Genomic DNA, 22,499 nt, shown 5'->3' on the forward strand with positions numbered 1-22,499 from the left:
GGATCGGTCCGACATGTCCTTCCGCTCGACGATCGTCTCTCTCCTAGCCACCGGGCTGCTGATCGGCGGCTGCGATAGGCAAGTCTCCGCGCCGGAGCAAGCAAAGGCCTCGCCGGCCGTACCGGCAGCGACCGGCCCGAACCAGGGTGGCAAGGGTGCGGCCAGTGCAATCGGCACGCTCGATCGCAGCCACAAGGGCGAGGCAGCGCCGAAACTGGCGTTCAAGGACCCGGCGGGCAAGCCGGTGACGATCGCGGCCTTTGCCGGCAAGCCGTTGCTGCTCAATCTCTGGGCGACCTGGTGCGCGCCCTGCGTCGCTGAGATGCCGACGCTCGATGCGCTGGCAAAGGATATGAAGGTCGTGGCGGTCAGCCAGGATCTGGGTGGCGCGGAAAAGGTCGCGCCTTTCTTCGCGAAGACCGGCCTGAAACATCTTCAGCCTTATCTCGACCCCGCCATCGGTCTCAGCGTCGCGTTGAACGCTGAACTGCCGACCAGCATTCTCTATGATTCGACCGGTCATGAGGTCTGGCGAATGACCGGGGGCATGGACTGGACGACCCCGGACGCCCGGCGATTGCTCGCCGAGGCGCGCTGACCAGCCGGGCGTTCGCACCTCCCGTCGATCGGGCGTAGTAGAAGCGTTCGATAGTTTCGGCTGACCCTGGACTCTGCGCTAGCAGCCATTGCGGCCTTGTCCGGCCCGTCCGCCGGATAGGATCGAATCCGTGCCTTTTTTGCATCGGCCTTCCCTCGGCTGACCCGACTCGTTTCGGACTCGCTTGACGCCCGTCCGAAGCGGCCGTAGGAATGCCTCGATTTTCGATCCTATATCATATCAAATCATAAATAAGATCAGATCGAGAGTTGAGAGGATAACCAGTCTGAAAGGGGGAGCGGGATGCGATTCTCGTCAAAAATCAAAATAAGCGGTTCGGTGATTGCATTGACGGCGGCGATGGCGCTCGTTCCGGGCATCGCCTCCGCGCAGAACGCGCCAGCGGCCGGAGAAGCCAGGCCTGCACCAGCCGATGACGCGACCCTGCCCCAGGAAACCCTGACTGACGGTTCTGCGGCGGACATGAGCAAGGACATCGTCGTCACCGGCACCAGCATCAAGGGCGTGGCGCCGATCGGGTCGAACCTCGTCTCCGTCGGCCAGGCGACGATCGAGAAGGTGGCGCCGATCAACGTATCGCAGCTGGTCAACACCGTGCCGGCGATCACGACATCGGGCTCATTGGCCCAGGGCGAGAATGCCTATTCCTATTATTCGCCGCAGATCCACAGCCTTGCCGGCTCGTCGTCCAACACGACGCTGGTGATCATGGACGGCCTGCGCCTTCCGGGCGGCGGCACGCAGTTCGCCCAGACCGATCCCAACATCATTCCCGTCAGCGCGGTCGAGCGAGTCGAGGTTCTCGCCGACGGCGCTTCCTCGGTGTACGGTTCTGACGCGGTCGCGGGCGTGGTCAACTTCATCACACGCCGTACCTATGACGGGCTCGAGGTGAATGCCCGCTACGGCTTCGCCGACGCCTATCACAACTACGATATCAACGGCATCTGGGGCACCAAGTGGGACACCGGCGGCGTCTACATCGCCGGGTCGTACAGCAAGGGCAGCACGCTCTATAACCGCGATCGCTCCTTTGCGAGCCTGGGCGATTTCCGTCCGGTCGGCGGTACCAATACCAACGCCTATACGTGCAACCCGGCGACGATCCAGGTGACCAACCGTTCCGATGGCGGTGCCGTATCGGGCGTCTATCTCTCGCCCGGCGCGACGACGACCGTGGCCAACACCGCGGTCAACGCGCCATGCAATACCTCGGTATATGGTGTTCTGGTGTCTGGCCAGTGGCGCGCCAACACCATGATGAAGGTGTATAACGAGTTCGGCGACAAATTCCGCATCACCGCGATGCTGAACTACAATATCCAGAAGACGACATCGCCGAACGGCCCGGGCACTCTTACCAATGCGACTGCCTTCGGCCCCGGCCGCGGTATCGCTTCATACACTGCGCCCAACGGCACCGTGACGGCATTTCCTCAGGTAAACCCGTTCTTCGTCGCCCCGGCCGGTTCACCGACCGCGAACCAGGAATCGTTGAGCTGGCTCGCGCTGCGTGACGACGGCAAATATGGCTATGGCGAATCCGAAGCGGATTCGATCTACGCCACCTTCGTCGCTGAATATGATCTGAGCGACAGCTGGACCGTGAAGTTCAGCGACGCGTTCGGCAGGAATCGCTCGGCACTGAACACGATCGACGGCTTCTGCAGTTCCTGTGCTCTGCTGGCACTGAACGGCACGGCCCAGCTCAGCGGCAGCACGACGACGACCGATGTCGCCGGCCAGAACGTGATCGCGCTGAACCTGCCGCTCACCACGGCCAACGCGCTCGATGTGTGGCGGACCGGCTCGGCCAACCGCACCTCGGCGGCGGTTCTTCGCTCGCTTTATGGTGCCGACAGCCAGAACACCAATTTCAACACCTTCAACCAGATGAAACTGGACTTCCAGGGCGGCATCTTCAACCTGCCTGCCGGCGAAGTGAAGGTGGCGTTCGGCGGCGAGCATTACTGGGCCGACGAAACCCAGAAGATCAACGGCTCGAACGGCACCGGCCCCTCGGTGACCGGCGCGACCTTCCGGCAATATATGTACAAGCGCACGGTCAACTCGGCCTATGGCGAAATCGTCATTCCGGTGATCTCGCCTGACATGGGGATCCCGTTCTTCCGCCGGGTCGATCTGGATATCTCCGGACGCTACGATCACTATAGCGACGTCGGCAGCACCACCAACCCGAAGTTCGCCGCGAACTGGGAGGTCTTCGAAGGCGTCAAGCTCCGCGGCAACTATGCGACGGCTTTCGTGGCGCCGCCGCTCGCGGTCATCGGCGATCCCAGCCAGGGCTATCTCTATGCCTCGGGCAGCGTCGGCAACCAGGGCCAGCTCGTCGTTCCCGTCGCCAACTATCCGAGCGTGGTGAACGTGCCCGGTGCTGTGGTCACCAACACCAGCACTGCCTGCACGGCGACGGCGACAACCTGCACGATCGGTCTGGCGGCGAATCCCGGCATGCGTCGCCAGCTCGGCGGCGGCTTCTCGAACATGGTGCCGCAGAAGGGCACGAGCTACTCGTTCGGCCTCGATCTGGCGCCACGCTTCATGCCGGGCTTCACCGCGGCGGTGACCTGGTTCCACAATCAGTTCATCGGCGGCGTCAGCTCGCCGAGCCCGACGGCGATCGTGAACTCGGCCGGTCTGCGCAACCTGCTCACGATCTGCCCGGGGACACCCGGCGCGAATTCGGACGGAAGCTGCAGCCAGGCCCAGATCGATACCTTCGCCAACATCGCGAACGGTTCGACCATCTCAGGTGCGATTCCGGACAAGATCTACTTCTTCCTGGACCAGAGCTCGCGCAACGCCCTGAACCTCACGGTCGAGGGTATCGACTTCCAGGCAAGCTACCGTACCTCGATCGGCGATCTGGGCAACTTCACCGCCGGCATAGGGGGGACGTACTTCACGAAGTTCACCCAGAACTTCGGCGGCGGCACGTCGTTCAGCATCCTGAACACCTCGGGCTACAACACGACCTTCCCGTCGGTTCAGTACAAGCATCGTGCGCAGCTCGGCTGGGAACTGGGCGGCATCTCGGCCGACCTGTTCTGGAATCACACCGGTTCGTACCGGAACTGGATCAGCACCTCGGTGATTCCGATCACGACCAACTCGATCGGCAATCCGACGGGCGGCGGCGACAAGGTCAAGGCGGACAACACCTTCGACCTTCACCTCCAGTATACGGTCAAGAGCGAGGGCATGTTCAATGGCTGGCAGGCTTATGTCGACGTGAAGAACCTCTTCGACAAGGATCCGCCTTTCTACAACGGCAACACCGCCGGCATCATCGGCGGTGCCTGGGGCTACAACGGCTTCGTCTCGAACCCGCTTGGGCGGCAGATCGCGGTGGGTCTGCGGACGAAATTCTGATCCTCCATCCGCTCGCTCCTTTTCGGGGAGCGAGCGGACCCTTTCTCTACCGGGCGGAACAAGACGGCCATGACGATCAGCAAGCGGGAACGGATGCGAGAGGGGTTTCTCCCCGGCGCCGGGCTCGCGGCCATACGACCTCGCGCTGCGGATATTCTTTCACCTTCAGCGCGTGTCGGTCGCGGATGGAGATCGGCCGGATGATGCCGATCGAAACGACAAGACGGATGAAGAACGTCCCCGGACGAAATGGAGCGGGTCCTATGCGTGCATGTAGCTTGATGAGCGTGGCGGCGATGATGGCGGGGGCGCTGACCGCGATGCCGGCCTTGGCGAAGACCGTGGCGCTCTCGCACTTCACGCTGATCGACGGCACCGGCCGGGCGCCGGTCAGGGACTCGGCGATGATCATCACCGATGGCAAGATCAGCTGGGTCGGCTCGGCCGCCAAGCTGAAGGCACCTGCAGGCGTGGCGGTTACCGACCTGACCGGCAAGTTCGTCATGCCGGGGATCATCGACAGCCATGTCCATCTGGGGCTGGTCGACGGCATCACCCAGGACCTGAAATATTATACCCGCGAGAATGTCGAGCGGCAGCTCAGGCTCTACGCGGCTTACGGCGTCACCTCGGTCCAGGTGCTTGGCACCGACAAGGATGAGATCCACGCTATCGTCAGTGATATCCGCGCTGACCCGGCTGGCCGGGCGCGGGTGTGGACGGCCGGTCGCGGCGTCGTGTTCAAGGGTTCCTATGGCGGTGTCCCCGGGCTTGACGCCCAGGTCGCGACGCCGGCCGAGGCCAGGGCGATGGTCGATCGCGAGGCGGCCAAGGGCAGCGACTTCATCAAGCTGTGGGTCGATGACGAGTTCGGCGATATCGCCGAACGCATGCCGCCCGCGATCAGCACGGCGGTGATCGCGGAGGCGCACAAGGACGGCAAGAAGGCCGTTGCGCATATCTTCTACTACGACAATGCCAGGGAACTGACCCGTGAGGGCGTGAACGGTTTCGCCCACTCGGTTCGTGACCGTGCTGTCGATGCGCCGCTGCTTACCGCGATGAAGGCGAAGGGCGTGTGGCAGATCGCCGCGACGCTGAGCCGCGAGGCGAGCTTCACCTACGATCTGCTGCCCTTTGTCGACGATCCCTTCTTCTCGCGGGGCGTGACCCCGGCGGTGATCGAGGAGCTCAAGAGCCCGGCGCGGCGCCAGCGCCTGGCCGCCGGGCCACATTTCACTCAATATCCGGGCGTCCTCAAGATCGCGATGGAGAATTTCGGGCGCGAGGCGAAGGCCGGCATTCCCTATGGAATGGGCACCGACAGCGGCCCGACGGCGCGCTTCCCGGGCTATTTCGCCCATTGGGAGCTCGAGCTGATGGTCAAGTCGGGCATCACGCCGCTCCAGGCGCTGACCGCCGCGACCAGCCGCAACGCCAGCTTCATGGGCGCGAGCGGCATCGGCACGATCGCGCCAGGCAAGGCGGCCGACCTGCTGGTGCTCGACAAGGATCCGACCGCCGACATCCGCAATACCCGCGCAATCGACAGCGTCTACCTCGCCGGCAAGCAGGTGCCGACGATCTGGCAGACCTGCACCGGCCGCGCGGCCGACGCCTGCACGGGCGGCCCGAAGTGAACGACGGTTCGGCCCGCGTCCGCGGCGCACGGCCAGCTCATCCCACCTTCGTCCGGCATAAGGTGCTGTGGCTGACGGTGCTGGCCTATCTCATCACCTATATGGACCGCGTCGTCATCTCGACCGCGGCACCGTCGATCCAGAAGGAATTCGGCTTCCATGACGTGACGATGGGCTGGATCTTCGGGGCCTTCTCCATTTCCTATGCCCTGTTCCAGATTCCGGGCGGCTGGCTTGGCGACAAATTCGGGCCGCGCCGGGCGCTCACCGGCGTGGTGCTCTGGTGGTCGACCTTCACCGCCGCGACGGCGCTGACCTGGTCGGCCGGATCGATGATCGTCACCCGGTTCCTGTTCGGCATGGGCGAGGCGGGGGCCTTTCCTATCGCCACCCGGTCGCTCTCGCGCTGGATGCTCCCGGCTGAGCGCGGCTGGGCGCAGGGCCTGACCCATGCCGGCGCGCGGCTGGGCGGGGCGGTGACACCGGTGTTCGTCGCATTGCTGATCGTCGATTTCGGCTGGCGCATGCCGTTCATCGCCTTTGCGGTGGTCGGCATCGCCTGGGCGGTGTTCTGGTTCTGGTTCTACCGCGACAGCCCGCGCGAGCACGCTTCGGTGAACGAGGCGGAGCGCGCGATGATCGAGGAAGCGCTCGGTGAGGGCCGCGCCAGGGCAAGCGTTCCCTGGGCGAAGCTGCTCGCGCGGCCCCAGCTCTGGCTGCTGTCGGCGATGTATTTCTGCTACGCCTACTGCATCAACATTTTCCTGACGTGGTTCCCGAAATATCTCCACGATGCGCGGGGATACGACATCGCGTTGATGGGCCTGTTCGCCAGCCTGCCGCTGATGGCGGGCGTCGTGGGCGATCTCGCTGGCGGCTGGTTCTCCGATCATCTGGTCAAGCGCGGCCGTGGCCTGCGGCTCGCGCGGCGCTGGGTGTCGGTAGCGGGTTTCGCGATCGCGGCCACGATGATCCCGCTCGCCACCGCGTCGGACAATCATGTGGTCAGCATCGCCTGCTTCTGCCTCGCGCTGTTCGGGCTCGAGCTGACGGTCGGCGTGTCCTGGGCGGTGACGCTCGATATCGGCGGTGCGTTCGCCGGCTCGGTCTCGGCGGTGATGAACACCATCGGCAATCTGGGCGCGTTCGTCGCCGCGACGCTGACCGGCTATATTGTCTCGGCGAGCGGCTGGGGCTCGGCCTTCGGCGTGCTGGCCGGCCTGTGCGTGGCGGCGGCCCTGCTGATGTTCACGATCGACGCGTCGCGCCCGCTCATTCCGGAACCCGCGCATGAGTGACGGCGGCATGGACGGTCACGGGCGTATTGACACCTTCGGCAACAGGCTCGGGGCAGGGGCTGTAGTCCTGCTCGCAGGAGTATCGAGATGAGATATATTGCAGCATTGACAACGTTCGTCATGATGGCGGGAGCAGCCGCCACGATCTCGGCCGCACCGCCGGGGAACGCCGCGAATGGCGCCGTGATCTTCAAGAAGTGCGTCTCGTGCCACAGCGTTGACCCGTCCGGGAAGAATGGCCTCGGCCCCAATCTGCGCGGCGTGGCCGGGCGCAAGGCCGGCACGGTTGCCGCCTTCACCTATTCGCCTGCGTTGAAGGCGTCAGGGCTGGTCTGGAACGACCAGACTCTCGCCCGCTTCCTCGCAGCCCCGCGCCAGACGGTCCCGGGCACCCGGATGATCTTCATCGGTCTGCCCAAGCCCGAGGATCAGGCTGATGTGATCGCCTATCTCAAGCAACACAGCGCGAAGAAATAATCCCTTGGGAATCAATCAGATGAATATCCTCTCACTCTCTCCTTCGGCAGGCATATCATGACTATCTTCGGCGCCATGCGCCTTCCCCGCTCGGTCCTGTTCGGTGTCGGCCAGCGCCGCGCCATCGGCAAGGTGACCGCCTCGCTCGGCAGGCGCGCGCTTATCTGCACCGACGCGCGCCTGGCCGCGGACCCGGCGTTCCGGACGATGCTCGCCGATCTCGAAGAGGCCGGGGTCGAGACTCATGTCTATGACCAGACCCAGCCCGACCTGCCCGTCGAATCGATCCTTGAATGCGTCGAGCAGGTTCGCGGCTTCACCGCCGATGTCGTGCTCGGCATCGGCGGCGGCAGCTGCATGGACCTGTCGAAGGTCGTCGCCGTGCTCCTCGCGCACGGCGGCGGCATCAGTGACTATTATGGCGAGTTCAAGGTTCCCGGGCCCGTCCTGCCGCTAGTCGCGGTACCGACCACCTCGGGCACTGGTTCAGAGGTTACGCCCGTCGCCGTGGTCTCCGACAACGCGCTCGGTGCCAAGGTCGGCATCGCCAGTCCCTATCTGATCCCGATGGCGGCGATCTGCGATCCGGAACTAACTATAACCTGCCCAAAGGGCCTCACCGCCTGCTCGGGCTCGGATGCGATGACCCATGCGGTCGAGGCGTTCACCGCGCTCGCCCGCCCGATCGATGCGATGCTGACCCAGGATCATGTCTTCGTCGGCAAGAACGGCTTGTCGGATCATTTCGCCAGGCTGGCGGTGAAGAGCGTGTGGGACAGCCTCAAGGCGGGATATGACGACGGCAGCAACATGGTCGCGCGCGAGCAACTCATGCTCGGCTCGCTGGCCGCCGGCTGCGCGTTCGGCGTGGCGGGCACGGCGGCGGCGCACGCGCTGCAATATCCGGTCGGCAATTTGACTCACACGGCGCATGGCGACGGGGTCGCGGCGCTGCTGCCCTATGTCATGCAGTTCAACCGCCCGGCGGCGGTCCCGGCCTTTGCGGCGCTTGCCCGCGTCGTCGGCCTCGGGTCACCGGACGACAATGAGGACGTGCTGTCGCAGCTCTTCATCGACGGCATTGCCGACTTGTTCGCGTCGGTCGGTATTCCCACCTCGCTCAGGCAGCTCGGCCTGGCCGAAGACATGCAGGACTATGTCGCGGAGAACGGCCTGAAGGCGCAGCGCCTGATCAAGAACAACCCTCGCCCCCTCGATCTCGACGCGATGCGCAGCATCACCGCCGCCGCCTATGCGGGCGACCGTTCGTTGCTGCTCGATCGCGTGAATCTGAATTTCCAGAAGGCAGAATGATGGAATCCCTGAACAGTTACGCCGCCCCCGCCGCCGGGGATCATGAAGCACCTTTCGATGTCCCGACCGATCTGCTGATCGGCAATGCCTGGGTCGAGGGTCATGCCCGTGGCCGTATCGAGGTGGTCAATCCCTCGACCGGCGACGTGCTGACCGCAATCGCCGACGGCACGGTCGAGGACGGCATTGCCTGTGTCGACGCCGCCGAGGCCGCCGCCGCTGCCTGGGCCGCTACCGCGCCCCGTGCCCGCGCGACGATTCTGATGGCGTGCTGGGAAAGGATGATGGCGAACGCCGAATGGCTCGCCCAGCTGATCAGCCTGGAAAATGGCAAGTCGCTGCCCGACGCGCGCGGCGAGGTCGGCTATGCCGCCGAATTCTTCCGCTGGTATGCGGAGGAAGCGGTGCGCATCAACGGCGAGCTGTCCCTCTCGCCGGCCGGGAACAACCGCATACTGGTCCAGTATCAGCCGATCGGCATCTCGCTGCTGATCACGCCGTGGAACTTCCCGGCGGCGATGGCGACGCGCAAGATCGCCCCGGCGCTCGCGGCTGGCTGCACCGTCATCCTGAAGCCTGCGGCGGAAACCCCGCTGACTGCACTCGCGGTGGCGCAGATCATGCTTGACGCCGGCGTGCCGGCCGGCGTCGTCAATGTGATCAATACCAGCGATGCGCCGGGCGTGTGCCGTGCGATGCTGCACGATCCGCGGGTGCGGAAGCTCAGCTTCACCGGCTCGACCGAGGTCGGCCGGATCCTGTTGCGCGAATGCGCCGACCAGGTGCTCAGCGCGTCGATGGAACTAGGCGGCAACGCGCCGTTCCTGGTGCTCGACGATGCCGATCTTGATGCTGCGATCGAGGGCGCGATGGTCGCCAAGATGCGCAATGCGGGCGAGGCCTGCACGGCAGCGAACCGTTTCTATGTCCAGCGCGGCATCTACGAGGCGTTCACGCAGAAGCTGGTCGAGCGGATGGGCGCGCTGAAGGTGGGGCCCGGTTACGACGCGGCCACTGAATGCGGCGCGATGATCAACCAGGAGGCGATCGACAAGATCGAGATGCTGGTCGAGGACGCCGAGGCGAAGGGCGCGCGTGTCCTGCTCGGCGGCAAGACCCCGCAGGGCGACGGTTTCTTTTATCCGCCGACGGTCATCGCCGACATCCATCCGGACTCGCAGATCCTGACGACCGAGGTGTTCGGCCCCGTCGCCCCGATCACGGCGTTCGACGATGTCGAGGACGCCATCCGCCTCGCCAATGCGACCGAGTTCGGCCTGGCCGCCTATGTCTTCACGGGCGATCTGAAGAAGGGCCTCGCCATCTCGGAACGGATCGAGGCGGGCATGGTCGCGCTCAACCGCGGCCTGGTGTCGGATGCGGCGGCGCCGTTCGGCGGGGTCAAGCAGAGCGGCCTCGGCCGTGAAGGCTCGCACCACGGCCTGCACGAATATACCGAGGCGAAATATATCGCCGTCAGCTGGTAAGGCTGGCGATCGTAGGACGGCCGCTCCTGAAAAGGGGCGGCCGCTCTTGGTGGGGCGGGTGTTCGAACCAGCCGCCATGCCGGACTTGTTCCGGCATCCATTGCTCCGCGGGCGCCGCGGCCGTTGTGTTTGCTGGCCGATGGACCCCGGAACAAGTCCGGGGTGACGATAGTGATCGGGTATAGGGGCGCGGTCTATGCAACCGTAGCGGTCAATCCCCCGTCCAGATCGGGGTCTTCTTCGTCTTCGCGAGGAAATCGTGCACGCCGCGACGGAAGTCGTTGCTGCCATATACGTCGGAGATGAGCTGCTGGATGTCGGGCAGCCCGTCGAAGGTCAGCCGACGGATCGTTTCCTTGGTCGTGCGCGTGGTGAGCGGCGCATTCTCCGCCGCGCGTCGCACCAGCGTCTCGACCACGGCATCAAGGTCCTCGGGTTCGGCGATCTTGTAGAGGAAGCCGTTGTCGAGCAGTTCCTGCGCGGTAATCATCTCGCCAAGCAGCACCATGCGCTTGGCGACCTGCGCGCCCACCGCGCCGCCGACGCGCGCCACGCTGCTGGCGGACAGGCAATTGCCGATGGTGCGGCCGATCGGCGATCCGAACTTCGCATTGGGTGTCGCCACCCGGAAATCGCAGGCGGAGGAGATGTTGATCCCGCCGCCGACCGCCCAGCCTTCGACGATCGCAATGGTGGTGGCCGGTATCCTGTCGATCGATCCCATGAACAGGTCGATCTCGTTCTCGTAGTCGAGCCCGTCCTGCCCGCCCGAGAAATCGGCGAAACCCGAGATGTCGGTGCCCGAGATGAAGGCCCTGCCGCCGGTGCCGCGGAAGGTGACGACGCGCACTGTCGGATCATTGGCCAGCGTCACGCAGATGTCGTGCAGATCGACCCACATCCGGTGAGTCAGCGCATTGTGTGCCGGGACATTGTCGAACCGGACGCGCGCGATCGCGCCGTCGCGCTCCAGGATGGTCTGGCCGCTCATTTGGCAGCCTCCGTCGGAGCCTCGGGCAACAGGCCGCGCTCGCGCAGCTCGCGGCGGATCTCGTCGGCATGTTCGTTGATCAGCGGCGGGGGCAGGCGCACTTCCTGCGGGGTGCCCATCATCTTGACCGGGAAGCCGAGCGACTTGAACGTCCCCTCGACCGGGTGGGCCACCTCCATCACCATGTTGCGGGCGATCGCCTGCTCGCTCGCCATCGCCTGTTCGTAGTCGAGAATGGGGGCGGCGGGCACGCCGGCGCCGAGCAGCGCGTCGATCCATTCCTGGCTGGTGCGCGTCAGGAAGGTCGGGGCGAGCTCGGCGATCAGCTCGATCCGGTTCGCCACGCGCGCGGCATTGGTCGAATAATCGGGCACGTCCTGCAGTTCCTCGCGACCGAGGATCTTGAGGAAGGTCAGCCACAGGCCCTGGTTGGCCGCGCCGATGACGAACCAGCCGTCCTTGGCCAGTACTGCCTGATAGGGGCCGGACATTCGATTGGCCGAGCCGATCGGGGTCGGCGACTTGCCGGTGCCCCACAATTCGGTCGTCTCCCAGATCGACAGGCCCATCGCCGCCTCGAGCAGCGAGGCGTCGATATACTGGCCGACGCCCGATGTCGCGCGACCGATCACCGCGCTCAGGATCGCATAGACGGAGAACAGCCCGGCGCCGAGATCCGCGACGGCGATCGAATTCTTGGCGGGCTCCATGCCGGGGAAGCCGTTCGAGCTGAGCACGCCCGACATCGCCTGCGCGATCAGGTCGAATCCGGGGCGCTGCGCCCAGGGACCGGTCTGGCCGAAGCCGGAGATGCTGGCATAGATCAGCCGCGGATTGATCGCGCTGAGCGTTTCATAGCCCATGCCGAGCCGGGCCGCGACGCCGGGCCGGGCGTTCTCGACCACCACGTCGGCGGTCTTGACCAGGGCATAGAGCACCTCGCGATCGGCCTCGTTCTTCAGGTCGAGCGTGATGCTGCGCTTGTTGCGGTTGAGCGCGAGGAAGCCGGGGCTGTCCTCGCCCTTCAGGCGGAAGCCCATCGAATGCCGCGTCGAATCGCCCGTCTTCGGCGGCTCGATCTTGATAACGTCGGCGCCCATGTCGCCCAGGAGCATGCAGCAGAACGGGCCTGCCATGACCTGGGTGATATCGAGAACCCGGATGCCGGAAAGCGGCAGCGTCGTCATTCAATGTCTTCCTTCATACGCGCCGCCCGCCGACGGCATTTTCAGTCAAGTGATTGCCCGTCGGCGATATCAGGCGGCGACCGCGAGATGGGGCGAGGCCGGCCGCTCGGCGACGATCAGCCGGTCCGGCTTCACGAAACACCAGGCAACGGCCCCGATGATCGCCAGGGCGGCTGCGGTGCCGAAGGCTGCGATCCAGCCATATTCCTGGGCGATCCAGGGTGTCAGCGACGCGGTGATCGCGCCGCCGATCTGGCACCCCATGTTCATGAAGCCCGATACGACGCCGGTGTGCGGCCCGGCGATATCGGCGGTGACCGACCAGAACGAGCTTTGCGAGAGGTACAGCGCGCCCGCGCCGCCGGCCAGGATCACCACGGCCAGCCCGGTGCCGGTCACCTGGGATCCCGCCGCGAGGAACCCTGCGGTCAGGATGAACGCGACCACTGCCAGGCCGCTGCGGCCCCAGAACAGGCCGTATTTCTTCGCGATCCGGTCATTGGCGACGCCGCCGCCCAGGCAGCAGATGGTCATCGCGATGAACGGCATCATTGAATAAAGCGCGCTCGCCTTCAGGTCGACATGGCGCGCCTCCGCGAGATAGATGAAGAACCAGCTGAAGAAGAGCCAGGCGACATAGCCGAAGCAGAAATAGCTGACGAACAGGCCCCAGACGTTCCGGTCGGTGAGGATCGTGGCCCATGGCGTGGCCGGCGCGGCGCCGGTCGAGGGCACGGGCAGGCCGGCCCGGATATGGGCGAGCTCGGCTTCGGACACGCCGGGATGCTCTTCCGGCCGGTCGCGCGCGAGCAGGTACCAGACGGCACCGACGATGATCCCGATCAGCGCACAGGCATAGAAGGACAGGCGCCATCCGCCAAAAGCGATGATCGCGGTGATCAGCGGTGGCGTCAGGCCGGCGCCCGCGCCCACGCCCGCGAAGATCCAGCCATTGGCCTTGCCCCGCTCCTGGATCGGAATCCAGCGCGAGAGGAACTGGTTGCCGGCCGGATAGATCACCGCTTCACCGGCGCCGAGCAGGAAACGGACGACGATGAGCTGAAGCACGGTGCTGCCGAGGGCCGGGGAAACGAGCGCGGTCGCCGCCGAGAGGATGCCCCACCAGATCACGCCATAGGTGAGGACCTTGCGCGGCCCGATCCTGACCGCGAGCCAGCCCGCGGGAACCTGGAACGCGGCATAACCGATCAGGAACGCGCTGAAGACCCAGCCGAGGTGAATCTGGTCGATGCCATATTCCTGACGCATCTGCACGCCCGCGACCGAGATGTTGGTCCGGTCGAGGAACGCGACCGCGCTCAACAGAAAAAGCAGGAAAATCAATAAGATCCGCACTCGCGAGCGCCTCGCTATCGTCATCACGGTCTATCCCCTCGCTACACCCCGCCCTGCGCCCAATAGCCACAGGATCATATTGTATATGATATTGCACCCTGCTAGCATCCGTCGAAACAAAGAACAACGTCTGTGCCGGACCGGTAGCGAACGGCCGTGACGTCGAGGGGAGATCCGGGTTGAGGAAGCATCTGTTGGCGTGCGCGGTCATCGGGCCGATATTCGTTTCGGCCGCCGCGCATGGACAGTCCGCTGGTCCGGTTCAGCCCGCCGCCCGGCCGGCGAAGACGCTGACGCAACGCATCGGCCATACCGACCCGACCAGATACCGCCGCAGCGAGGGCGTTCATGCCGGCGCCGGATCCATGGAATTCGCCCCGATCTTCGGCACCGATGCGCTTAGTACCAACCTGATCTTCGTGCACCGCGGCGTGATCGCGCCCAGAAGCGGCATCGGCGAACATTTCCACAACAATTGCGAAGAGATGTTCGTCATCCTGGACGGGGAGGCGCAGTTCACGATCAACGGCCATACCTCGCTCATCAAGGGCCCGGCCGCGGTGCCCGATCGGATGGGTCACGCGCACGGCATCTACAACCCCACTGACAAGCCTGTGCAGTGGGTCAATATCAATGTTGGGCTGACCAAGACCTACGACGCGTTCAACCTGGACGACCCGCGCACCGATGTGGCGCTCGACCCGATTCCCCAATTCATCTCAGCCCGCTTCGATCCGGCGCAGCTTCGGCCGGTCGCCGGCATGGATGGCGGCGACGGCACGGTGCAATATCGCCGGGCGTTCGAGCCGAGCGTCTTCTCGACGCCCTGGTCCTATGTCGATCACCTGCGCATTCCGCCGGGTGCGTCGGTCGGCACGCGGACCATGGCGGAGATGAGCGAGGTCTATCTGGTCATCTCTGGCGATGGTGAGGTCGCCATCGGTTCGGAGACGGCGCCCATTCACATTGGGGACGTCGTCCCCGTCGATCTGGGACAATCCCGGTCGATTCGGTCAACAGGAGCAACTCCCCTGGATATGATGGTGATCGGTGTAGCGAAGGATCTGGCGTCCAAGGCGTCGTATATGGCCGCGCAGGCCGCTCGTCCGAGGGCTGCCCGTTGAGGATCGCTCTGCTGCTCGCGGGCGTCGCGACGATCGCCGCTTCGGCGCATGCCGCCCCCGCCGGAAAGGATTGGCCGAGCTACGGCAACGATCAGGGAGCGACGCGCTATTCGCCGCTGACCCAGATCACGCCGCAGAATGTCGACCGGCTTCAGGTCGCCTGGACCTACAACATGAAGCCGTCCAATTTCGTCGTACCGACCTTCCCGGTGAACCCCGAAGCGCCGGCCAACATGGCACCCCCGCCGCGGCCGCGCTTCTCCTCGTCGCAGGCCACGCCGATCGTGATGAAGGGCGTGATGTATTTCCCTTCCCCTTACGGCAAGGTCGTCGCGCTTGATGCTGACACCGGCAAGGAGATCTGGTCGTACCAGATGCCGGAGCGCGACCAGGCCTCTACCCGCGGCGTGCAATATTGGCCCGGTTCGAAGCAGGCGAAGCCGGAGATCGTGTTCGGCACCCGTTCGGGCCGGCTGATCGCGCTCGATGCCGCTACCGGCGTGCCGGTGCCGGGCTTTGGCGAGAATGGCGTCGTCAACATGAAGACGCCGGAGATCATGAACGGCAACCCGAACGGCCAGTACGGCATGACCGGGCCGCCAGCATTCTATGGCGACCTGATCATCACCGGATCGCGCGTGCAGGAAACGCCGTCGCTCGGCGCCAGGGGGGATGTCCGCGCCTGGGATGCGCGCACCGGCAAGCTCGTCTGGACCTTCAACACCGTGCCGGGGCCGGGCGAGCCTGGCCACGAGACATGGGAAGGCGCCAGTTGGAAGAACCGGTCGGGCAACAATGTCTGGACGCAGATCGTCGTCGATGAAAAGCGCGGCATCGCCTATCTGCCGATTGCGGCGCCCAGCTTCGATCGCTGGGGCGGCGATCGCAAGGGCGACAATCTCTACGGCAACTCGATCGTCGCGGTCGACGCGACCACCGGCAAATATCTCTGGCATTTCCAGGTCGTCCATCACGACATCTGGGACGTCGATCTGCCCGCTGCTACCTTGCTCGACGTGAAGAAGGATGGCCGCACCATCCCCGCGATCGTGGTGATGAGCAAGATGGCGATCATGTTCATCCTCGACCGTGTCACCGGCCAGCCGATCTACGACGTGAAGGAGGTGCCGGTCCCGACCGACACCGATGTCCCGGGCGAGGCCCCGTCGCCGACCCAGCCGATGCCGTCGGCGCCGCCGCCGCTCACCCGCCTGTCCTTCGAGATGGCGGACATGGCGGCGATGACGCCCGACATCAAACAGCGCTGCCAGAAGGTGGTGGACGATTACAAGATCGTGCCCAGCAGGATGTTCCAGCCGCTCCGGGCGGATTCGGCGGTCGCCTTCTTCCCGGGCAGCCTTGGCGGCATCGACTATGGCGGCGGCGCCTTCGATCCGAAACAGGGTCTCTACATCACCAACGTCAACTCGCTTGCCAGTCCGCAACAGCTTGCCAAACAGGCCGACGGGTCCTGGGGACTTGCCCGCGGCTATGTCTATTTCTGGGATCGCGAGACGCGGACACCGTGCGGCCCGCCGCCCTGGGGCGAGATGGTCGCGGTCAACGTCAACAGCGGCAAGATCGCCTGGCGCGTGCCGCTCGGCACGACCGACAGCCTGCCCGAGGGGATGCGTGACACCGGACGGCTGAGCTCGGGCGCGCCGATCGTCACCGCGACCGGCCTCGCCTTTTTCGGCGGCACTGACGAAAACAAGATGCGCGCCTTCGATACCCGCTCTGGCAAGGTCCTGTGGACCGCGACGCTGCCGGCGGCGATCTATGGCTCGGCGATCACCTATGCCGGCAAGAGCGGCCGCCAATATGTCGCGGCGGTCGATACGGGCGGGTTCAATGGCGCGCCCGTGTCGAGCGACGCGGTGCTGGCGTTCGCCCTGCCGGATGCCGGGCCGAAGAAGTGAGCATGTAACTGGAGCATCGGGTCGAGATGACTGCACGAAAAATAGCGCTGGGCGTGATGGGTCTTGCATTTGCCGTGGTGGCGACCTGCGGGCTCGAGGCGCAGAGCGCGCCGCCGGCTCCTTTGGCGGGAAGCGCCGCCCCGACACCGCCCCCCGGCCCGGCGCTCGTCGTGATCAACGAACGCTGCGGCACCTGCCATTCGACCGCGAGCGTGTTCAACCAGCACCGCAGCGCCGACGACTGGGCCGCGACGGTGCAGCTGATGGTCGATCGCGGGGCTGATCTGACGCCCGACGATATGAACATGGTGATCGACTATCTGGCGGCCAACTTCGGCCCGGAACCGGCCAGGCCTGCCGCGAAATGAAAAGCTGCGGCCGGATTCCGGGACGAACGAGAACAATCCTGGAGAGGGATAAAGCGATGAAGTCCGTACTGAAATACGCGCTTGTCATGAGTGCTGGGATCGCTGCCGTCAGCGCCGCGACCGCGCAGACGTCGCCGGCCGCACCGGCCGTGTCCGAGGTGGTTCGCGTGGACCCCGCGCTCGATACCCTGATCGCGCCCGGAGCGCAGGTCGAGAAGGTCGCGACCGGTTTCAAGTTCGTCGAGGGCCCGATGTGGCGCGAGGGGCGGCTGTGGTTCTCCGATGTCGGTGGCGAGGAGATCAGGGCGGTCACGCCGGACGGCAAGGTGGAACTGCTGGTCGATCACGCCGGTGGCTATCCCAATCCCAAGCCTGGCAAGACGCTCGGGCCGAACGCGATGGCCACCGACAAGGACGGCACGATCGTCTATGCCCAGCAGGGTGGCCGCAACCTTTCCCGGCTCGATGCAAAGCTTGCGATCAGGCCCTTCCTCAGCACCTATCAGGGCAGGAAGATCAACAGCCCGAACGACCTGGTCTTCGCGAAGGACGGTGCGCTCTGGTTCACCGATCCGCCCTTCGGCCCGATGAACATGGAGCCGTCACCGCCGCTCGATCAGCCCTTTGCCGCGGTCTATCGCTACGCCAGGGGCAAGCTGACGCCGATGGTGACAGACCTGACATTGCCCAACGGCCTCGCCTTCTCGAACGACGGCAAGACCTTCTACGTCAACAGTTACGGGCCGGAGATGTTCACCCGTGCCTATGACGTGGGCAAGGATGGAGCGTTGTCGAACCCGCGTGTGCTGTTCACATATGATCGCGGCATGGGCCGGGGCGGCCCGGACGGCCTCAAGACCGACATTGCCGGAAATGTCTGGAGCACCGGTCCTGGTGGCATTCGCGTCATCACGCCGCAGGGCAAGCTGCTCGGCCAGATCACGCTGCCGGAAGTCGCGGCGAACCTCGCCTGGGGCGGGGCCGACGGCAAGGATCTCTATATCACCGGCTCGACCAGCATCTACCGCTTGCGGACCAAGATTGCGGGCACGCCGCCGCTTTACAGACGCTGACTCGACCCCTTCCGTTGGTCCCGAGCACGGGACACTTGGCGGGGCGTCGCTTCGGCGCCGTCCCGCCCTTTTCATCAATGGCCGTCAGGCACGGAGCCAGACCGGGGGGCTTGCTGACAAATTACAGGCATCTCGATATATCCTATAGGATAGATGATTCTGCTGTGGTAGCCGGCATTCAGGGCAGCGCAAGAGTGCCCGGCATAGGGAGTGGTTGAATGTCGAATCTGTCCAGACGTACGCTTCTGCTGAGCACCGGGGCGACGCTGCTGCTGGCGAAGACGGGCGCGTTCGCTCAGGGCAAGGGCGGGTGGACGCCGCCGGTCATTCCGCCACACGATCCCAGGGTCGATACCGAGTGGCGCCATTATGCCGCCGACCAGGCCAATACGCGCTACGCCCCGCTCGACCAGATCAACGCGGCCAACTTCAACAATCTGGAAGTCGCCTGGCGGTTCAAGACTGACGCGCTCGGTACTCGCAAGGAATATCAGTTCGAGGCGACACCGCTGCTCGTGAAGGGACGCCTGTTCCTGACCGCCGGCGCGCGCCGGGACTGCATCGCGCTCGACGCTGCCACTGGCGAGATGCTGTGGATGTATCGGATCGACGAGGGCAAGCGCGCGCAGAATGCGCCGCGCCAGCTCTCCGGCCATGGCTGCTCCTACTGGACCGACGGCACGAAGGAGCGGGTCCTGTTCGTCACGGTCGGCTATCAGCTCGTCTGTCTCGACGCGGCGACCGGCTATCCCGACACCTCGTTCGGCGTGAACGGGATCGTCGATCTGAAGAAGGATTTCGACCAGGAGATCGATCCGGTCACCGCCGATGTCGGTCTGCATGCGACGCCGTTGGTGGTGAAGGACATGGTCGTGGTCGGCGCCGCTCACACCTCGGGTGACGTGCCGACGACGCGTTTCAACGTGAAGGGCTATATCCGCGCGTTCGATGTCCGCACCGGCAAGCGCAAATGGATCTTCCACACGATCCCGAAAAAGGGTCAATATGGTTACGACAGCTGGCTGAACGGCGATGCCGACCAGGCCGGCAATACCGGCGTCTGGGCGCAGATGTCGGCCGATGAAGAACTCGGCCTGGTCTATCTCCCGGTCGAGCTGCCCACCGGTGACGAGATGGGCATGTATCGCCGCGGCAATGCGCTGTTCGGCGAATCGCTGGTCGCGGTCGACGTGAACACCGGGGAGCGGCGCTGGCACTATCAGTTCGTGCATCACGGCCTGTGGGACCGCGACCTACCCTGCGCACCGATCCTGTGCGACATCCCAGTCGCCGGCAAGATGGTCAAGGCGCTGGCGCAGCCGAGCAAGCAGGCCTGGCTCTACGTGCTCAACCGGGAGACCGGCAAGCCGATCTGGCCGATCGTCGAGCGCAAGGTGCAGGCGGGCGACGTGCCCGGCGAATGGTATTCGCCGACCCAGCCCTTCCCGACCAGGCCACCGGCCTATGATCGCCAGGGCACCGGCCCGGAGAATCTGATCAACTTCACGCCCGAGCTGCATGCCGAGGCGCTCGAGCTGGTCAAGAATTATGTCACCGGTCCGTTATTCACCCCGCCGACACTCAGCAAGGAAGGCGGACCGTTCGGGACGCTCGTCGCGCCGGGCCTGCAGGGCGGCACCAACTGGCCCGGCGGCTGCTACGATCCGGAGACCTGCAAGGTCTATGTCTATTCGAAGACGACGATCGGCCTGATCGGCATCGTGCCGAGCACCGACAAGAATGTGTCGGACTTCGCCTATGTCCACGGCGTCACCGGCATTGCGCCCCAGCCGCAATTCTCGATGGGCGCGGCGGCTCCCGAAGGCGGTCGTCCGCAGCGTCCGCCCGCTGCGCCGCCCAGGCCCGGCCTACCGCGTCCCGGCCCGCTCACCGTGCAAGGCCTGCCGTTGATTGCGCCGCCCTATGGCCGTATCACCGCGCTCGACCTGACCAAAGGCGACATCGCGTGGCAGGTCGCGCATGGCGAGACGCCCGACAATATCCGCAACCATCCTGCGCTGAAGGGCCTGAAGATTCCGCGTACCGGGCGCGAGGGCAATCTCGGGCCGCTCTGCACCAAGTCACTGGTGATCTGCGGCGAGGCGGGTTTCTTCACCAACGAACAGGGTATTCGCGGCGCGATGCTGCGCGCCTATGACAAGGCGACCGGCGAGGAGAAGGGGGCGGTCTATATCCCTGCCCCGCAGAGCGGTTCTCCGATGACCTATATGCTTGGGGGCAAGCAGTATCTTGTCGTCGCGATCGGCGGCGGCAACTACAGCGGCGAGCTCGTCGCGTTCAAACTGCCCAGGGAGGCATGACCATGAAGTTCGGCTGGATGATCGATGGCGAGGCAGGCCCGCGTACCGGCCTTCCTGGCGGACGTGCGGCGCTTGTTGCCGCGGCTGCCCTGCTGACGACGGCGATCGCGTCGGTCGCCACCCATGCGCAGGCGCCGGCCGGTTCGGTATGGACGGGTGCCTTTACGACCGAGCAGGCGGTTCGCGGCAAGGCCGCCTATGCCGACAATTGCGCGGCCTGCCATGGCCCGACCCTGACGGGTGGGGATTCAGCGCCGCCGCTCGCCGGCAGCAACTTCCTCAACAACTGGAACAACACCAGCACGGCCGACCTGTTCGCGCGCATCCACGATACGATGCCGGCGCAAGATCCCGGCAGCCTGAGCGGCAGGACGGTCTCGGATATCGAGGCGTTCATCCTGCAGACCAACGGCTTTCCGGCCGGCACGACGGCGCTCGCGACCGATCCTCAGCTCATGGGCAACACCAGGATTCTGGGCACCAAGCCTGGCCAATAGTCCTGTGCACAGGGGGCGCCATGCTTGGCGGACCCCTGTGCCGGCGGATAGGTTCATTGTTAACCTATCGCCCGGCGATCATCCTTTCCCGCGACGATCCGATATCCTATAGGTGTTGCATAGACGCCGCGGCGCCGTTGCATGTCGAGACCTAGATGGAAAACCCTGATTCCCCAGTGACCTTCCCGCCCATGGGCTATCGTTCGCCCCGCCCCGCTCCGGTTCCGACCCTGGTTGCCTGGGCGCATGAGCATCTCCTGTCGATGCTGGTCTCCATGGAGATCGCACCGGGCACCCGGATCGGCATCGACGCGGTCGCGCGCAAGCTCGGCATTTCGCAGACCCCGATCCGGGAAGCACTGAGCCGGCTCGAGGCCGAGAAGCTCGTCATCAAGGTGCCCAATGTCGGCTATCACGCCAGCGCCCAGATGACGCCGGCCGAGGTGAGCGACCTTTATGCGCTGCGCCAACTCATCGAGCCCTATGCCGCCGCCCGCGCGGCGGAATCGATGAATGATGAGATGCTCCGGCAATTGGCGGCGATGGAAGAGGAGATGGACCGGATCCAGGCTGAAACCGGCGTTGCCTATGCCCGTTTCGCCGAGGCTGACGCGATGCTCCACAGCCTGGTCGCCACCGGCAGCGGCAATTCGCTGATCGCCGAGACGATCGAGCGGCTGCACATGCATCTCCATATCTTCCGCTTCCTGTTCAACACCAACGCCCCGCAGGAAGCAGCGGAAGAGCATGCCCGGATCATCCACGCGCTGATCGCGCGCGATCCGGCGGCGGCGGAAACCGCGATGCGCACCCATCTGGAGCGCTCGCGCATCCGCATGGAGGAAGCATCGGTCCGGATCGCCCAGCGCATGCCGTCCGAGCCGCGCACGGCCGGCGGCCCGCGCCGGGAGGGCTGATGCCCTCCCGGCCGTGAACGCTTGCCTGGAATGAATCCCGCCCGGCGGGGTTGATCTGCTGTCATGTCGGCATTGTTCCGGATGCCTCCCTATGGGATTCATACGCCTGCATGCGCCGTCGATCCTTGAATCGGCATGGTTGATATTGGCTGATCCGGGCTGTGGATGATCTCTTGCATGAAAAAAATGTCATGATGATCGCAAAAGATTGCGGTCATCCATGTATATTGATCTGCATCAAACGGCAGGACCACTTGTCGCTTGCCAGAGCGGCCTAATGAAACCTAGCGTCCTGCGACACGAATTGGGGGATTCGTCAGCAAGATGCGACATGTTCTCGGCCTGGCTACTATCGTCGTCGTTGCAGTGGCGATCATCGCGGGGATCGTCTTCCTGCGGCGCAGGTTCGGCTGGGGAACGCGCGAACGCCGCCGTGCGCGTGCCGACCTGACGGGTATCGTCCGTTCTGATCGCAGCGAGTGAAGGGCCACAAGCGCGGGGCGGTTTCACGACGGACG

General features: G+C 65.0%; 18 protein-coding genes. 15 read left to right on the forward strand and 3 right to left on the reverse strand.

All coding sequences use genetic code 11. The features are described 5' to 3' along the window. The first annotated feature begins 13 nt into the window (after nt 1-13). From NDN01_RS22000 to NDN01_RS22030, 7 genes are all read left to right on the forward strand, one after another. On the forward strand, nt 14-598 hold the full coding sequence (locus NDN01_RS22000) for a TlpA family protein disulfide reductase (protein ID WP_272624135.1): 585 nt from the start codon (nt 14-16) through the stop codon (nt 596-598). Nucleotides 599-937: 339 nt separating this feature from the next. Further along, a complete protein-coding gene (locus NDN01_RS22005) occupies nt 938-4,012 on the forward strand; it encodes a TonB-dependent receptor domain-containing protein (RefSeq protein WP_272624138.1) in 3,075 nt (1,024 codons plus the stop codon). A 263-nt stretch (nt 4,013-4,275) separates the two neighbouring features. Further along, nucleotides 4,276-5,652, forward strand: a complete 1,377-nt coding sequence (locus tag NDN01_RS22010) for an amidohydrolase family protein (protein WP_272624140.1) — start codon at nt 4,276-4,278, stop codon at nt 5,650-5,652. Further along, nucleotides 5,649-6,950: an MFS transporter gene (locus tag NDN01_RS22015; protein WP_272624142.1), complete on the forward strand. Its 1,302-nt coding sequence runs from the start codon at nt 5,649-5,651 to the stop codon at nt 6,948-6,950. The genes NDN01_RS22010 and NDN01_RS22015 overlap by 4 nt, the downstream gene beginning before the upstream one ends. Before the next feature lie 105 nt (nt 6,951-7,055). Further along, nucleotides 7,056-7,427: a c-type cytochrome gene (locus tag NDN01_RS22020; protein ID WP_272624144.1), complete on the forward strand. Its 372-nt coding sequence runs from the start codon at nt 7,056-7,058 to the stop codon at nt 7,425-7,427. A gap of 75 nt (nt 7,428-7,502) precedes the next feature. Next, nucleotides 7,503-8,741, forward strand: coding sequence for an iron-containing alcohol dehydrogenase (locus NDN01_RS22025; RefSeq protein ID WP_272624146.1), 1,239 nt, complete (start codon nt 7,503-7,505; stop codon nt 8,739-8,741). Continuing rightward, on the forward strand, nt 8,738-10,228 hold the full coding sequence (locus tag NDN01_RS22030; RefSeq protein ID WP_272624148.1) for an NAD-dependent succinate-semialdehyde dehydrogenase: 1,491 nt from the start codon (nt 8,738-8,740) through the stop codon (nt 10,226-10,228). Before NDN01_RS22025 ends, NDN01_RS22030 begins: the two co-directional genes overlap by 4 nt. 211 nt (nt 10,229-10,439) lie before the next feature. Here the strand turns inward: NDN01_RS22030 and NDN01_RS22035 are convergent, their stop codons facing one another. The 3 genes from NDN01_RS22035 to NDN01_RS22045 all read right to left on the reverse strand — a co-directional run bounded on the left by NDN01_RS22035 (nt 10,440) and on the right by NDN01_RS22045 (nt 13,729). Beyond that, the gene (locus NDN01_RS22035) at nt 10,440-11,219 is read right to left on the reverse strand and encodes an enoyl-CoA hydratase (RefSeq protein WP_272624150.1); all 780 of its coding nucleotides are present in this window, start codon (nt 11,217-11,219) and stop codon (nt 10,440-10,442) included. Continuing rightward, a complete protein-coding gene (locus NDN01_RS22040) occupies nt 11,216-12,406 on the reverse strand; it encodes a CaiB/BaiF CoA transferase family protein (RefSeq protein ID WP_272624152.1) in 1,191 nt (396 codons plus the stop codon). The genes NDN01_RS22035 and NDN01_RS22040 overlap by 4 nt, the downstream gene beginning before the upstream one ends. Before the next feature lie 69 nt (nt 12,407-12,475). Beyond that, a complete protein-coding gene (locus NDN01_RS22045) occupies nt 12,476-13,729 on the reverse strand; it encodes an MFS transporter (protein ID WP_272624153.1) in 1,254 nt (417 codons plus the stop codon). Between the two features lie 212 nt (nt 13,730-13,941). On the opposite strand from NDN01_RS22045, the gene NDN01_RS22050 reads away from it, so the two are divergent. The 8 genes from NDN01_RS22050 (at nt 13,942) to NDN01_RS22085 (ending at nt 22,464) form a co-directional block, all read left to right on the forward strand. After that, a complete protein-coding gene (locus NDN01_RS22050; protein WP_272624154.1) occupies nt 13,942-14,886 on the forward strand; it encodes a cupin domain-containing protein in 945 nt (314 codons plus the stop codon). Further along, nucleotides 14,883-16,805 carry a pyrroloquinoline quinone-dependent dehydrogenase gene (locus NDN01_RS22055; protein ID WP_272624155.1) on the forward strand — a complete coding sequence of 641 codons (1,923 nt, stop codon included), beginning with the start codon at nt 14,883-14,885 and terminating at the stop codon, nt 16,803-16,805. Before NDN01_RS22050 ends, NDN01_RS22055 begins: the two co-directional genes overlap by 4 nt. Nucleotides 16,806-16,831: 26 nt before the next feature. Continuing rightward, on the forward strand, nt 16,832-17,173 hold the full coding sequence (locus NDN01_RS22060) for a hypothetical protein (protein WP_272624157.1): 342 nt from the start codon (nt 16,832-16,834) through the stop codon (nt 17,171-17,173). 56 nt (nt 17,174-17,229) lie between these two features. Beyond that, nucleotides 17,230-18,246: an SMP-30/gluconolactonase/LRE family protein gene (locus tag NDN01_RS22065; protein WP_272624159.1), complete on the forward strand. Its 1,017-nt coding sequence runs from the start codon at nt 17,230-17,232 to the stop codon at nt 18,244-18,246. A gap of 218 nt (nt 18,247-18,464) precedes the next feature. Next, nucleotides 18,465-20,567, forward strand: coding sequence for an outer membrane protein assembly factor BamB family protein (locus NDN01_RS22070; RefSeq protein ID WP_272624161.1), 2,103 nt, complete (start codon nt 18,465-18,467; stop codon nt 20,565-20,567). Further along, complete coding sequence (locus NDN01_RS22075; protein WP_272624163.1) at nt 20,564-21,064, forward strand: c-type cytochrome; 501 nt, start codon at nt 20,564-20,566, stop codon at nt 21,062-21,064. Before NDN01_RS22070 ends, NDN01_RS22075 begins: the two co-directional genes overlap by 4 nt. Before the next feature lie 155 nt (nt 21,065-21,219). Beyond that, the gene (locus NDN01_RS22080) at nt 21,220-21,981 is read left to right on the forward strand and encodes a GntR family transcriptional regulator (protein WP_272624165.1); all 762 of its coding nucleotides are present in this window, start codon (nt 21,220-21,222) and stop codon (nt 21,979-21,981) included. Nucleotides 21,982-22,305: 324 nt separating this feature from the next. Further along, complete coding sequence (locus NDN01_RS22085) at nt 22,306-22,464, forward strand: hypothetical protein (RefSeq protein WP_272624167.1); 159 nt, start codon at nt 22,306-22,308, stop codon at nt 22,462-22,464. Nucleotides 22,465-22,499: the final 35 nt, after the last annotated feature.

Origin of the sequence: Sphingomonas sp. QA11, assembly GCF_028473665.1 — a bacterium.
Lineage (GTDB): Bacteria > Pseudomonadota > Alphaproteobacteria > Sphingomonadales > Sphingomonadaceae > Sphingomonas > Sphingomonas phytovorans.

Coding starts and splice junctions, on each gene's coding strand:
- NDN01_RS22075 (WP_272624163.1), top strand. CDS start 20,564: ATGACCATGAAGTTCGGCTGGATGATCGATGGCGAGGCAGGCCCGCGT.
- NDN01_RS22000 (WP_272624135.1), top strand. CDS start 14: ATGTCCTTCCGCTCGACGATCGTCTCTCTCCTAGCCACCGGGCTGCTG.
- NDN01_RS22010 (WP_272624140.1), top strand. CDS start 4,276: ATGCGTGCATGTAGCTTGATGAGCGTGGCGGCGATGATGGCGGGGGCG.
- NDN01_RS22085 (WP_272624167.1), top strand. CDS start 22,306: ATGCGACATGTTCTCGGCCTGGCTACTATCGTCGTCGTTGCAGTGGCG.
- NDN01_RS22080 (WP_272624165.1), top strand. CDS start 21,220: ATGGAAAACCCTGATTCCCCAGTGACCTTCCCGCCCATGGGCTATCGT.
- NDN01_RS22035 (WP_272624150.1), bottom strand. CDS start 11,219: ATGAGCGGCCAGACCATCCTGGAGCGCGACGGCGCGATCGCGCGCGTC.
- NDN01_RS22070 (WP_272624161.1), top strand. CDS start 18,465: ATGTCGAATCTGTCCAGACGTACGCTTCTGCTGAGCACCGGGGCGACG.
- NDN01_RS22025 (WP_272624146.1), top strand. CDS start 7,503: ATGCGCCTTCCCCGCTCGGTCCTGTTCGGTGTCGGCCAGCGCCGCGCC.
- NDN01_RS22030 (WP_272624148.1), top strand. CDS start 8,738: ATGATGGAATCCCTGAACAGTTACGCCGCCCCCGCCGCCGGGGATCAT.
- NDN01_RS22065 (WP_272624159.1), top strand. CDS start 17,230: ATGAAGTCCGTACTGAAATACGCGCTTGTCATGAGTGCTGGGATCGCT.
- NDN01_RS22040 (WP_272624152.1), bottom strand. CDS start 12,406: ATGACGACGCTGCCGCTTTCCGGCATCCGGGTTCTCGATATCACCCAG.
- NDN01_RS22060 (WP_272624157.1), top strand. CDS start 16,832: ATGACTGCACGAAAAATAGCGCTGGGCGTGATGGGTCTTGCATTTGCC.